Genomic DNA, 13,583 nt, shown 5'->3' on the forward strand with positions numbered 1-13,583 from the left:
TTTGCATTAAAAATATTTCTTTATTTGAATGCTGCTTTTAATTGGTCGGCGGCATAAGCTTGTGCGGCCTTAGCTTCGGGAACTAAAATTGCCATACCAAAAAACTCATGGGTTACGCCTTCATAATTTCTGCTATTAACTTTCACACCTGCATCAGATAGTTTATTAGCTAGCATAACACCATCATCATGCAAAGGATCTATTTCTGCGGTTATAATTGTTGTAGCTGGCAAACCTTTTAAATTGGAATTAACCAATGATATTTTCGGGTTCTGTGCTTCAATCATTGTAGTTAAATATTGTGCAGTAAACCATTTCATCATCGCCTTATTTAATGGTTTAGCATCTGCATACATTTTGTACGATTCGGTATCCATATTAGCTTGTGCAATTGGATAAACCAAAACTTGATGAACAGGTATCATAATATGTTTATCTCTAGCCATAATAGAAACATTTGCAGCTAAATTGCCACCAGCGCTTTCTCCAACAACGGCTATTTTTGCAGGGTCTGCTTTTAAACTAACAGCATTTTTAACAGCCCATTCATAAGCTGCAAATGCATCGTTGTGCGCAGTTGGAAATTTATTTTCGGGAGATAATCTATATGCAACGGATATTACAACTGCACCAACTTGCTCTGCTAAACCTTGAGCAGAAGCATTGTAAACATCTAAATTTGCAATCACGAATCCACCTCCGTGATAATAAACAATTAATGGAAAAGGACCTTTTCCCGATTTTGGTGTATAAATTCTTAAGTGTATTTTTCCTCCTTCAACATCAATATCTTTACCAGTTGTATCAACGGCAGGGGCTGGAATTGTAATATTATTAGCATTCACTAAATCCATTACTGCATTTGTTGGTGTATGATTTTTACGAGCATCAACAGCACTTAGCGTTTCTAATGGTTTATCACCATAACTAATCAATTTTTCGATAATAGTTTGCATTTCTGGCTTTATGGTTTTACCCCAATCTGGTGCAGGTCCTGCAGGCTTTAATACGGTAGCTGTTGAATCTACTGACGTGGAATCGCCAATTGTAGAGGATTTTGTTCCACTATTGCAGGCAGAAATGCTTATCGCTATAGCACATAATGCAGTAGAGATTTTTAGTAATTTGTTTTTCATGATGTCTGTTTTTTACTATAAAGTACAGACTTACAACACCCTTGTGCTCAATGTGTTTTTGTCTATTTACAACTTCATAGAATTGATAATGATTGTTTTACTGAATAAGTATAGCGCAATTGGTAATTGATAAAGATTTATTATCTCGAAACATCTTCTGCGTTTATAATGTTCTAAAATTAAAATCACTTAGTATGCTAACAGAAATAACTGGCTTGCCTGATAACATTTTTGGCGTTAGAGCCACCGGAATAGTAGATGCAAATGATATTAAAAATGTCTTATTACCCGGTTTACAACGTACAGCTGATAGGTTTGGCGAAATTAGATATTTACTTGTTTTGGATACAGAAGTAAAGAACTTTACCGCTGGTGCATGGATTCAGGACGCAAAGGCTGGTTTAGAAAACTTTACAAAATGGGAAAAAATTGCTGTAGTTAGTAATGAAAAAAGTGTAGAATGGTTTACAGATATTTTTACATTTGCAACGACAGGTAGTTCTAAGGGTTTTAAGCCAGAGCAGCTAGAAGATGCAAAGGCTTGGTTAAGCAATAATTTAAACTAAACAATATGAAAAATTCTAAAACATCGGCAGAAAGTACAAAAGCTACAGCACCTAAAAGCGCTAAAGCTAAAGGTACTAACGAAAAATCAACTTCAGCAAATGATGCTAAGCAGGTAAAAGTAAAAAAGGATGAATCAGTTAAACATAATAAACCCTAATATATTTAAAATTCATGAAGCTTAATGCTGACCTAATCGACCAATTATATTTTAAAATGTATAATTGGATTATTGCCAAAACACCATCTATCATAGCTGGTATTTTAATTTTGTTTATTGGCTTATGGTTAATTAGGTTGTTAAGCCGTTGGTTTAAAAACGGGATGCATCGAAAAGATGTAAATCCATCGCTTCGTCCATTTTTAACCAGTTTAATTCTTATCGCTTTAAGAACATTACTGATTGTTACCGTAATGCAAATCCTAGGCATACAATTAACCTTTTTAACGGTACTAATTGGTGGTATTGGTGTTGCAGCAGGATTGGCTTTATCTGGAACGTTACAGAATTTTGCTAGTGGTGTACTTATTTTATTGCTAAAACCTTTTGTAGTAGGCGATAATATTATTGCACAAGGACAAGAAGGCATTGTAAGTTCAATACAAATATTTTATACAATAGTTACAACATTTGATAATCGAACGGTTGTTATCCCGAATGGAAAATTATCTAATGAAATTATTATTAACGTAAGTAGGCAGGGTAGTCGTAGGCTTGATATTGAGATTAAGTTTAGTTACGGAATAGATTATGATAAAGTGGCTGAGGTTTTTAATAAAACGGTTGACGATTTTAAAGCTAGCTTAAAATCGCCTGAAAGGCAAATTGGCGTATCGGTGTTAGATGATAGCGGATTTAAAGTTTTGTTAAATGTATGGGTTAGAGCCAAAGGTTTCATGGATACGAAACTTAACTTCCAAAAGGAATTAATGAAAAATTTAAAAGAGAGTGGAATTAAGCTTCCAGGAATGCCTGAATAATTATTATGCAGATTTTCTTAGAAGTGCATAAATTTTATCCATCAATTCATCAATATTAAATGGTTTTGCCATAAAATCATCAGCGGCAACATCATCAAGCTTATAGTTTGAAGAGTTATATCTAGCCGAAATCATCAATACCGGAATATGTTGGGTAAGTGGGTTTAATTTTAATTCTTTTAGTAAAACACGGCCATCAATATCAGGAAGCATAATATCCATTATAATAACTGCCGGTTCAAATTCCTTAACACGTTCTATAAAACCAGCACCTTTATTTAATCCGGCCACGTTAAAGGCTTCGCTTTCTAAAATGAGGGTTATAACATCTAAAATTGCATGGTTATCTTCAATAACCAAAATGTTCTTTTTCGCCAAAGGGATAGTATTAAATTTTAAACAAATATATAATAAAAAATAAATCTGAAAACGGAATATAGTTAATTAGAATTTTTCTAAAAAGCTTTTAGGTTAATATTCGAAAAATCTGATAGTTTTGTAATAAGATTTCCATATGAATAAATTTTCTGTTGATTTAACCAACTGCGATAAAGAGCCTATACATATTCCCGGTAAAATACAATCTCACGGATTTTTAATTGCTGTAGATAAAAACAATCTTAATATTACATATGTCAGCGAAAACGTTTCTTCGTTTTTAAATGTAGTTGTTAATCAATTACTTGATAAACCATTATCTTCACTAAACCAATATATACAGCAACAAAACATAGAATTTAAAATAGAGGATTTGTTAAGGTTAGGTATCATTAAAGAAAATTTTGATGCCATTACTCCTTATCCACTGCAGATAAATTCAAAGCCCTTTTACTTAATCATATCGTCATCTAATCAAAATTGGCTGCTCGAGTTCGAACCTGTAACCTTACAATTTGATATTCAAAGCTCAATCGGTCGCTCTGCATCATCAATGCTTCAAGGCAAAAGTGTTTTAGATTTACTAAAAGGTGCAGCAATTGAAGTAAAAAAACTTATCGGCTACGATAGGATAATGATTTATAAGTTTTTGGATGATGGACATGGCGAAGTTGTAGCAGAAGAAAAGGAAGATGAATTGGAATCTTTTTTCGGTTTGCATTATCCGGCTTCTGACATTCCAAAACAAGCCCGAGAACTTTATAAGCTAAATTTAACCAGGTTAATTGCAGATGTTAATACAGATGATTCGCCAATCGCGACCTATTTAGAAAATACTCCGCTAGATTTGACGAATGGCTGCTTAAGAGCAGTATCGCCAATTCACATTCAATATCTAAAAAATATGGGTGTTCATTCGAGCTTTAGTATTTCTTTAATTGTTGGAAATGAATTGTGGGGACTTATTGCTTGCCATAATTATAGCCCGAAATTTATTGACTTTAAAGCCCGTGAAGGTTCTAAATTAATTGGACAAATTTTATCTTCAGCATTAGAATATCGCCAGGCAGAAGAAGATTCGATAGTTGTAGAACAGTTTATAGATACCGCGGCAATAATTAGCGGACATTTAAATCGAGATAAATATCTTGTAGATGCCTTAACCAACCATGAACGTACAATTTTAGATATTACCAAAGCTACAGGTGTTGCCATAATATTCGAAAACAATTTAAAAACAATTGGTATTGTACCAAATGAGGAGGATATTTGGGCACTTACATCATGGTTAAAAACAAATAGCGATGAATCGATATATTACACGCATCGACTTTCCGAGATATTTCACCCCGCAAAAAAATATAAAGAAATAGCTGCAGGCATATTATCTTGCACCATCAGTAGAGACCTCAATGAATTTATTATCTGGTTTAAACCTGAGCAGCTTGCTACGGTAAATTGGGCCGGTAATCCTGAGAAACCTGTAACAATTGAGGATGGTTTAATGAGTCTTTCTCCACGAAAATCTTTCGAAACTTGGTCGGAAGTTGTAAAAAATACTTCCGAAAGATGGTTTTCTGAAGAAATTACATCAGTACTTCGCATTCGGGAAATTGTTATAGCTGAGATTAATAAAAAAGCAAATGAGATTCGACTATTAAATGAGAAATTGCAAGCTGCCTACGAAGAGCTTGATACCTTTAGTTATACGATTTCGCATGATTTAAGAACACCATTAACTTCCATTAAAACCTACGCTGAGTTATTGCTTAAAAATAAAAGCGTTGATGGCAACGGTGTAAAGATGATAGAAAGAATTGTTTTAGGTGCTGATAAAATGAATTTACTTATCAGAGAAATATTGCATTTGGCCAGGGTGGGTCGCTCTGAAATAGTCTTTGAATCTATTGATATGCCCGAAATTATCAAAGAAATTACCACGGAGGTTTGGTCGGCTTTTAAAGCAGACAATGCCGAACTGATTTTAGGGCAATTGTATGACTTAAAGAGTGATAGAACTATGATTGCGCAAGTATTTACTAATTTAATCGGCAATGCAGTAAAATATTCATCGATGGTGGATAATCCGAGGATTGAAATTACTTCGCATATTGAAGATGATGAAATAATTTATGCTGTAAGTGATAATGGTATAGGAATTGATAACCGTTATTATGATAGGGTATTTGAGCTTTTTAAGCGCATGGATAATGTTAAAAACATTGATGGAACGGGAGTAGGGCTTGCAATTGTTAAAAGAATTGTAGAAAGGCACGACGGAAGAGTTTGGTTTGAAAGCAAATTAAATTCTGGTTCAAAATTTTATATCGCTCTTAAAAACAGATAAAATGAAAACACCGGATATATTTTATGTTGAAGATGATACAGATTATGCATTTTTTATGCAAACTGCGGTAAGCGAGGTTAAAGAATCTTTAAATTTAACCATTGTTGAAGACGGCACAGAAGCATTACGCAGGTTGCAAAGTTTCGAAGAAAGTAAAATTAAACCTAAACTAATTTTGCTGGATTTAAACTTACCAGGCTTATCAGGTATCGATTTGCTTAAAATCATCAGAGATATCCCATTCTTAAGGTCAATACCAGTAATATTATTTTCTACCTCAGATAATCCTGATGACATTAAAGCATCAATGGAGTTTGGAGCAAATGCATATTTAACAAAACCAGATGGATATGATAACTTAGTAAAGTGTGTCCATTCTGTACACGATTTTTGGTTTAACCAGCATTTAAGATTAAACTAAATCTATTATAATAAAAAAGATTCGGGCCAGCTCCCGGATTTTTTTATTTTACACCTTTTTACATTTTAAATTTAATTAATGATTGCTAATATTTTAAGAACAGAAACTGCTCAAAACCACAAAGAACTTGAATCGTTAATGTTTGTTAATGAAATTATGAACAATAGTTTAAGCATTAATGACTACAAAAAATTACTTACTATAAATTATCTCATTCATCAGGCGCTAGAGAATAAATTAATAAGTATGTTAGATGAAAACATAGCTTCTAAATTAGATTTAAACGTTCCGATTAAATTAAATGCCCTAATACGAGATATTGATTTTTGGAATATTGATAAGGAAACTTTGCCAAAGCCAAATTTTGATTTTTATGTGCCAGAGAAAGATAATACTGAAGTTTTAGGTGCACTTTATGTATTAGAAGGGGCTACATTGGGTGGAAACGTAATAAAAAAGTATATTTTGGCAAATCCTAACTTTAAAAATTTTGATGGTGGTTTAAATTATTATGGCGTTTATGGTAATGAACTTGGTTCTAAATGGAAAAATTTTGTTCAAATATTAAATGAAGAGGTTAAGGAAATTGATTTTGATAAGTGTGTTAGGAGCGCAAATGAAACCTTTGGCAATTTGATTAAATTATCAAAACAGCTTAATTAATGGAAAGTAAATTCAATCATAAATACTAAAAAATACTTCTATAATACCTTAAAGGCATGTTGATGCGACAAAAATGTGCAAAACTTCTTTCAAATTAATAATTGCTTTATCTTGTTAATTCACAGTAAATATGTATTATTGAAAAAAATAAATTTTTTAAACCTTAAAAACATCAATTAGCGATGGAAAAATTCTCAAAAGTTAAAGCTGCTGTTGCTGCGATTGAAGCAGATGTAGAAAAATTTTATAATGCTGGCAATGCAGCTGCTGGTACTCGTGTGCGTAAAGCAATGCAAGATCTTAAAGTTTTAGCACAAGAAATCCGTGCAGAAGTAACTGACAAGAAAAACTCTGGAAAATAATATTTCGCGAGTATGAACGAAAAGGTCCTGATATAATCGGGACCTTTTTGCGTTTAATTGGTTTTGAATTTATTTCTGTCTGTGAGGTGACAGATCAAAAAGAAGAATTTAAACTGTCTAATGGCTCAAATCGCTTTGATTATTTCTTGCTAATTAATAAACAAAATAAAGCGATAAATGCAGCAGCAGTCATTACCAACGGCATTGGCACTACCGAATGCTCGTTAAACAAACTAACCATTACAGATGCTAGAGCGCCTAATCCCATCTGTAAAGCACCCATTAAAGCTGATGCACTTCCTGCATTTTTATTAAATGGAGCCAAAGCCAGTGCTGCAGCATTTGGATTAATAAAACCTAAACAGCATAAAAATAAAGCAATAAAGCCAATTGTTGAGTATAGGTTAAGCCAATCATTCAAGGCGAAAACCAGGAAAATTAAACTAAAAGCACATTGTGCCAATAATGCCCATTTAACAATTTGCTTACTAGTAAACCATTTCAATATTAGGCTATTTAGTTGACTTGAGCCAATAAAGGCGACCGATAAAAGTGCAAAAATCCATCCGTAACCTGTTTTACTAACTTCATAAATTTTCATAAAAACAGTTGGCGAAGAAGAAACATAAGCAAACAATCCTGAGAAAGTTATCGAACTGATTAATGCGTAAGTTGAGAATTGAGATTCTTTTAAAACTGAGAGAAAGCTTTTCAATATTGGCTTTGGTTTTAAAGAATAATTGGGATCGGGTTTATAACTTTCTGGCAGTTTAAATATAGATGCAAGCAACATCAAAATTGCCATAAAACCTAAAAATACAAACACATACTTCCATCCCAGGGCGGAAATTAAATAGCCACCTGCAGTTGGAGCCAACATAGGTGAAACTGCAATAACTAACATTAATGATGCAAAAACTTTCGGACTTTCTTCTACAGAGAATAAATCTCTAACCATTGCTACTGAAGCTACGGCAGTTGCGCAACTACCAATAGCTTGCACAAAACGCAAAACAATTAATTGGTTTACATTAGCTACGGCTAAACATAACAATGATGCAACAATGTAAAGCACTAAACCAAAATATAACGGCTTTTTACGCCCATATTTATCTAAAAGCGGTCCGTAAAGTAATTGCCCTGCCGAAATACCAATAAAGAAACTAGATAGTGAAAGTGCAACCGTTGATTCTGTACTCTTAAGATCTTTAGCAATATCTAGAAAACCAGGCAAATACATGTCAATGGAAAATGGTCCAAGAGCAGCCAAAGAGCCTAAAATAAGTATAAGGTAAAAGTGCTGTTTCTTAGCCATAGGTATTTCTGATTTTTTGAAGCCGCAAAGATTGGTAGATTTATTTTCTAAAACTATTTTAAAGGTCGAGAGATTGTAAAAAGGATGCTATTTTATAATTTTAAAATAAAAACAGGTAAAACTAGTTTGTTTTATATTTAGATTTATGCTCTATGACTTTTAAGACTAAAGAAAGCCGTTTACTACTCATCCTTGGTAGCTTTTTTGTGGCAAATGCAATATTATCAGAATTTATTGGTGTTAAATTATTTAGTGTTGAAGAAACACTAGGCTTTAAAAAATTTGATATTAATTTGTTTGGTGTTCCAAACTTATCGTTTGTGATGTCGGCTGGTGTATTAACCTGGCCTATTATTTTCATCATGACGGATATCATCAATGAATATTTTGGTGTTAAACAAGTTCGGTTTTTATCCATAATGACTTCTATTTTAATTGCTTTCGCTTTTTTAGTTGTTTGGGGTTCTATGCATTTAAGTGCAGCAGATTTTTGGGTACATCAAAAAATAAACGGCGAAGATTTGAATATGAATAATGCTTTTGCCGGTATTTTTGGCCAGGGAATGTGGATAATTGCAGGGTCTATTATTGCATTTATTGTAGGTCAGCTAGCAGATGTTATCATCTTCCATCGCATAAAAAAATTCACCGGAGAAAAATCTTTGTGGTTAAGAGCAACAGGTTCAACTTTAGTATCTCAATTGATTGATAGTTTTGTAGTAATTTTTATCGCATTTTATTTAAATCCTCAATACCATTACAGCTGGCAAATGGTTGCCGCAATTGGTTTGGTAAACTATATTTATAAATTTTTTGTCGCCGTTTTAATGACCCCAATTTTATACGTAGTGCATGCAATTATTGATGGTTATTTAGGTAAAGATTTAGCAAGAAAGTTAATTGAAATGGCAGGAAGGGGATAAGTTGATTTAAGATATAAAACAAAAGGTCGGAATCGCTCCGACCTTTATGCTTAACAACAAAACAAATAAAAAAATTAATCTTATAAAATTAGTTTGCAGCTAATTCTTCTGCATATACGTTTTCTGCAACTTGTTCTTGCTTGTAAATTTGTCGGCCGGTGTAAGCCACAAATACATTAGCATCTAAAAGTAAGTCGCGGTTTTTAATTAAGTTTTCCAATTTAACCGTTCCAATGACATATTTATACTCGCTAGCGGAATAGCGCTCGCTAATGTTATCAAACTCCAATAAACTAATTAAATCATCATCTGTAAAACGTAGATACACTTCGAGCAATATATCTTCGGTATGTTTTACGCCATTTTCTGAATGGTACTTTTTGTATTCATAACGATAATCATATCTTAAGGCTGCAATATCAGATAACACTGCTGCTCCAGTCGGATGACCGCCTGCACCTTTACCAAAAAAGAATTGTTTATCGGCAAATGCCGCTTGAACGGTAACTGCATTATACTCATTTTCAACATTATACAAGAAATCATCTTTTGCCACCAATTTGGGTAAAACATAAGTAACGATATCTTTTTTATTTACCTTTCGGGCAGTTGGAACCAATTTTATTTTAAAATTTTTCTCTCGAGCATATTTAATATCATGGTGAGAAAGGTTTTGAATACCAATATTTAGAATCGCATCGGGATTTACAAATAAACCATAAGCGTGGGCTGTAGCTATTGCCAATTTATATTTTGGGTCATAACCACCTACATCTAAAATAGGGTCTGTTTCTGCGAAACCTAAATCTTGCGCTTCTTTTAAAGCAGCATCATAACTCTGATTTTCGTTAAATACCTTAGATAAAATATAATTTGAAGAGCCATTGAAAATACCACTTAAGGCGTGAAACAATTCATTGTCGTAATATTCTTCTAAATTTCTGATGATTGGAATACTACCACACACTGCACCTTCGTATAATAAAGATGTGCCATGTTTTTGCTGTAAATCTACCAACTCTTTTAAATGCGTAGCAATCATTTTTTTATTGGCTGATACTACATTTTTACCATTTTTTAATGCCGTGGTTACAATTTGATAAGCGGCATCTGCATCATTAATCAATTCTACAATCGTGTTGATTTCAGCGTTATTTAAAATTTCATTTTTATCTGTTGTAAATAAATCTTTATCCAGACTACGCTTCTTCTTAGGATTCTTAATGGCTATTTTAATAATCTCGAGGTTTAGGTTTTGACTTTGGATAATATCCAATAATCCCTGGCCAACAACCCCGAAACCAAACAATCCTATTTTTAAATTTTTACTCATGTTTTATAGTATTGTATTTAGCAGCAAGTATCAAGACCAATTTGTTGAACTCACGCCGCTAAATTTTATTTTAATTTTTTTAAATAAGAACCTTGTATTGGCACTTTTTTACCAAAGAAACACAGATTAACGCTGAATAAATTTTTATACTGAACTTAAAGATTTAATCTTAACTCCTTGTTCTTTAATCTTTATTCCTTATTCTTTGTTTCTTTATCTTTCTCAGGCCGTATGCTGCAACTTAAATATCTTTTTATCTCTACTCTCTTTAATAAAAGTTCCGATGATGTTTGTTAAAGCATTTGTTTCAATCAAAAAACCATCATGACCATATTCAGAATGAATGGCCGCAAACTCAGCGTTCGGAATATGAGCTGCAAGGTATTTCTGTTCCGACACCGGAAACAAAAAATCATTTTCAATTCCAATAACCAAAGTGTTTGCTTTAATAAGTTTCAAAGCCTCGGCAATGCTTTTTCTTCCTCTGCCAACATTATGACTATCCATTGCTTTAGTTAAATAATAGTAACTATAAGCATTAAAGCGATTTATCAATTTTTCGCCTTGATAATTTTGATAAGATGAAGCCCTGAAATTATCTGTTTTATCGTTCACACTTTCTACCTGGGTGCTGCCATAAGCATTGTAGGTTCTATAACTCAGAAGTGCAATACTTCTTGCTGTTTTTAAACCTTTGCTTCCTCCGTCTGGTTGATTGGCAAAGAAAGTTCTATCTGTGGTAATGGCTAAACGCTGACTTTCGTTAAAGGCAATACCCCATGGAGAGTGAACCGCGTTGGTAGCAACCAATATCAAATTCTCAATTTTATTTGCTTCAATTATACTCCATTCTACTGCTTGCTGACCGCCCAAAGAACCACCAATTAATAATTTAATTTTATCAATACCCAAATGATTGGCCAGAAGCTGGTGCGCAGATACAAAATCGCGAATTGTAAATTGTGGAAACGATAAGTAGTATGGCAAACCAGTTACAAGATTTATACTTAGCGGACTTGTGGTGCCATAATTAGAACCTAAAACATTAGCACAAACAATAAAATGCTCGCTGGGATTAAACAATGCATTTTGACCAAACAAACCTTCCCACCATTCAAATACGTCAGCATTAGCGGTTAAAGCATGACAAACCCATATTACATTGTCTTTATTGGCATTTAATTTTCCATACGTTTGATAAGCAATTTGTAGGTTTCGCATTTTTTTTCCGTTCTCTAATTTAAATTGCTTAGGATAATAATATAAATGTTCTAAATTGTTTAATTGGGATGAATTGCTATTGATTTTGCTCTTCTGCATTGTCTAACTTGCTATATGTTCTTAATTTCTTTTCAGGTTTTTTGGTGAATAAGCTTCTAAATTTCTGAGTTCTTCAAGTTTAGATGGAGGCAAAAGCTTGCTCAAAATCTGCTTTTATATCATCAATATGCTCAATACCAACAGAAACCCTTAATGCATTTGGTTTTACTCCAGCTGCTAATTGCTCTACATCACTAAGTTGTTGGTGCGTTGTTGCAGATGGTTGTATGATTAATGTTTTTGCATCTCCAACATTTGCTAGATGAGAAACCAGTTTTAAACTATCTATTACTTGTGTTGCATTTTCTTTAGTTCCGTTTAATTCGAATGATAAAACCCCACCAAAGCCGTTGCTTAAATACTTTTTAGCTAGGTTGTTATATTTACTGCTTGCTAAACCAGGGTAATGTACTTCTTTAACAAGTGGATGATTCTCCAACCAGGTTGCTAATTCTAAAGCGTTATCTACATGCCGCTGAACTCGAAGTGATAAAGTTTCTAAACCTTGAAGTAAAAGAAATGAATTAAAAGGCGAAAGGGCAGGACCTAAATCTCTTAAACCTTCTACACGTGCCCGAATAATGAATTGAATATTACCAAACGGTCCATTAAAACCAAATACGTCATTAAAAACCAAACCGTGGTAACCTTCTGATGGTTCGGTAAATTGAGGGAATTTTCCATTGCCCCAATTGTAATTTCCACCATCTACAATTACACCACCAATACTAGTTCCATGTCCGCCAATCCATTTAGTTGCAGATTCTACAACGATATTAGCGCCATGTTCTAAAGGTTTAAATAAATATCCACCGGCACCAAATGTATTATCAACAATAAATGGAATATCATGCTTTTTTGCAATAGCAGCAATTTTCTCAAAATCCGGAACGCTGAACGCTGGGTTTCCAATCGTTTCTAAATAAATAGCTTTTGTTTTTTCTGTGATTTTTTGCTCAAATTCTTCCGGAACATCTGGATTTGCAAAATCAACATGAATACCCAAACGTTTAAAAGCAACTTTAAATTGATTGTATGTACCGCCATAAATATGTGTCGAGGAAATGATGCTATCTCCAGCTTCTAATATATTATGTAGCGCAATAAATTGTGCAGCCTGACCAGATGCAACGGCCAAAGCTGCTACTCCGCCTTCTAATGCAGCAATTCGTTTTTCAAAAACATCAGTCGTTGGATTCATTAAACGCGTATAGATGTTTCCGAATTCTTTTAATGCAAAAAGATTTGCGCCATGCTCGGCATTTTTAAAGACGTAAGATGTGGTTTGATAGATTGGAACAGCTCTTGAACCAGTTATTGGATCTATTTCCTGACCAGCGTGAAGTTGTAATGTTTCAAATTTATATGATGTTGACATTTTTTTTAATGATTTAATAAGTATTTAATTAATTGAATTAATCTCGATAGATTATAAAATTTTATAATCATGGAACCTGGCGTATCCCGATTTATCAGGACCTTCCAATTTGAAAAGAAACAAAAAAGGAAGATTTTAAATTAGCATATGCAACAGCACATACATACACTAGACTGCATACCATAACAAATTGAAGGCGTACTTTTTCGATTTGAGGTGCCTGTTGTTTCGCTTTGCGATTGTAGATTTAATTTTTTCATCAGTTTTAATTTATAGTACCAAATAACACCATGTTATTTAGTCAGGAATTGGCACCTTCTCTTTCTGAGGGTTGCCAGTGGGTCATAGAGCCAGTCTCTCGTCACTTCTTTATAAATCAATCCGATTAAGATTGACTTTTATTTAGTTATCTACCAAATAATATTTCAAATGTGATAATTTAAATTGAAACAACAAAATAAA

Annotated in this window: 14 protein-coding genes and 1 riboswitch; of the genes, 8 read left to right on the plus strand and 6 right to left on the minus strand. The window is 33.3% G+C overall.

From position 1 onward, the window contains the following. Positions 1 to 20 precede the first annotated feature (20 nt). A complete protein-coding gene (locus ACFOWA_RS05270; protein ID WP_378982483.1) occupies positions 21 to 1,136 on the minus strand; it encodes an alpha/beta hydrolase in 1,116 nt (371 codons plus the stop codon). Positions 1,137 to 1,330: 194 nt separating this feature from the next. On the opposite strand from ACFOWA_RS05270, the gene ACFOWA_RS05275 reads away from it, so the two are divergent. The 3 genes from ACFOWA_RS05275 to ACFOWA_RS05285 are packed head-to-tail and all read left to right on the plus strand — an operon-like array spanning position 1,331 to position 2,681. Further along, the gene (locus ACFOWA_RS05275; RefSeq protein ID WP_378982485.1) at positions 1,331 to 1,702 is read left to right on the plus strand and encodes a SpoIIAA family protein; all 372 of its coding nucleotides are present in this window, start codon (positions 1,331 to 1,333) and stop codon (positions 1,700 to 1,702) included. 5 nt (positions 1,703 to 1,707) lie between these two features. Then, complete coding sequence (locus tag ACFOWA_RS05280; RefSeq protein ID WP_378982487.1) at positions 1,708 to 1,860, plus strand: hypothetical protein; 153 nt, start codon at positions 1,708 to 1,710, stop codon at positions 1,858 to 1,860. Positions 1,861 to 1,874: 14 nt separating this feature from the next. Continuing rightward, complete coding sequence (locus ACFOWA_RS05285; RefSeq protein ID WP_378982489.1) at positions 1,875 to 2,681, plus strand: mechanosensitive ion channel family protein; 807 nt, start codon at positions 1,875 to 1,877, stop codon at positions 2,679 to 2,681. A 3-nt stretch (positions 2,682 to 2,684) separates the two neighbouring features. Here ACFOWA_RS05285 and ACFOWA_RS05290 read toward each other — a convergent pair whose 3' ends face one another. After that, the gene (locus tag ACFOWA_RS05290) at positions 2,685 to 3,059 is read right to left on the minus strand and encodes a response regulator transcription factor (RefSeq protein WP_378982491.1); all 375 of its coding nucleotides are present in this window, start codon (positions 3,057 to 3,059) and stop codon (positions 2,685 to 2,687) included. A 136-nt stretch (positions 3,060 to 3,195) separates the two neighbouring features. Here ACFOWA_RS05290 and ACFOWA_RS05295 point away from each other — a divergent pair, with 136 nt between their 5' ends. The 4 genes from ACFOWA_RS05295 to ACFOWA_RS05310 all read left to right on the plus strand — a co-directional run bounded on the left by ACFOWA_RS05295 (position 3,196) and on the right by ACFOWA_RS05310 (position 6,852). Continuing rightward, positions 3,196 to 5,406: an ATP-binding protein gene (locus ACFOWA_RS05295; protein WP_378982493.1), complete on the plus strand. Its 2,211-nt coding sequence runs from the start codon at positions 3,196 to 3,198 to the stop codon at positions 5,404 to 5,406. Position 5,407: 1 nt separating this feature from the next. After that, positions 5,408 to 5,827 carry a response regulator gene (locus tag ACFOWA_RS05300; RefSeq protein WP_378982495.1) on the plus strand — a complete coding sequence of 140 codons (420 nt, stop codon included), beginning with the start codon at positions 5,408 to 5,410 and terminating at the stop codon, positions 5,825 to 5,827. 78 nt (positions 5,828 to 5,905) lie between these two features. Next, complete coding sequence (locus tag ACFOWA_RS05305; protein WP_378982497.1) at positions 5,906 to 6,490, plus strand: biliverdin-producing heme oxygenase; 585 nt, start codon at positions 5,906 to 5,908, stop codon at positions 6,488 to 6,490. Between the two features lie 182 nt (positions 6,491 to 6,672). Then, the gene (locus ACFOWA_RS05310) at positions 6,673 to 6,852 is read left to right on the plus strand and encodes a hypothetical protein (RefSeq protein WP_010602585.1); all 180 of its coding nucleotides are present in this window, start codon (positions 6,673 to 6,675) and stop codon (positions 6,850 to 6,852) included. A gap of 139 nt (positions 6,853 to 6,991) precedes the next feature. Here ACFOWA_RS05310 and ACFOWA_RS05315 read toward each other — a convergent pair whose 3' ends face one another. Then, complete coding sequence (locus ACFOWA_RS05315) at positions 6,992 to 8,167, minus strand: multidrug effflux MFS transporter (RefSeq protein WP_378982499.1); 1,176 nt, start codon at positions 8,165 to 8,167, stop codon at positions 6,992 to 6,994. A 152-nt stretch (positions 8,168 to 8,319) separates the two neighbouring features. Here ACFOWA_RS05315 and ACFOWA_RS05320 point away from each other — a divergent pair, with 152 nt between their 5' ends. Continuing rightward, a complete protein-coding gene (locus ACFOWA_RS05320) occupies positions 8,320 to 9,090 on the plus strand; it encodes a queuosine precursor transporter (protein ID WP_378982501.1) in 771 nt (256 codons plus the stop codon). An 88-nt stretch (positions 9,091 to 9,178) separates the two neighbouring features. On the opposite strand, the gene ACFOWA_RS05325 is transcribed toward ACFOWA_RS05320, so the two are convergent. The 3 genes from ACFOWA_RS05325 to ACFOWA_RS05335 form a co-directional block, all read right to left on the minus strand. Next, on the minus strand, positions 9,179 to 10,423 hold the full coding sequence (locus tag ACFOWA_RS05325) for a homoserine dehydrogenase (RefSeq protein WP_378982503.1): 1,245 nt from the start codon (positions 10,421 to 10,423) through the stop codon (positions 9,179 to 9,181). A 222-nt stretch (positions 10,424 to 10,645) separates the two neighbouring features. After that, a complete protein-coding gene (locus ACFOWA_RS05330) occupies positions 10,646 to 11,743 on the minus strand; it encodes a homoserine O-acetyltransferase family protein (protein WP_378982505.1) in 1,098 nt (365 codons plus the stop codon). 79 nt (positions 11,744 to 11,822) lie between these two features. Further along, on the minus strand, positions 11,823 to 13,121 hold the full coding sequence (locus tag ACFOWA_RS05335; RefSeq protein ID WP_378982506.1) for an O-acetylhomoserine aminocarboxypropyltransferase/cysteine synthase family protein: 1,299 nt from the start codon (positions 13,119 to 13,121) through the stop codon (positions 11,823 to 11,825). A 267-nt stretch (positions 13,122 to 13,388) separates the two neighbouring features. Next, a riboswitch (SAM riboswitch) is annotated at positions 13,389 to 13,499 on the minus strand. Positions 13,500 to 13,583 lie beyond the last annotated feature (84 nt).

This window comes from Pedobacter lithocola, assembly GCF_042650845.1.
Lineage (GTDB): Bacteria > Bacteroidota > Bacteroidia > Sphingobacteriales > Sphingobacteriaceae > Pedobacter > Pedobacter lithocola.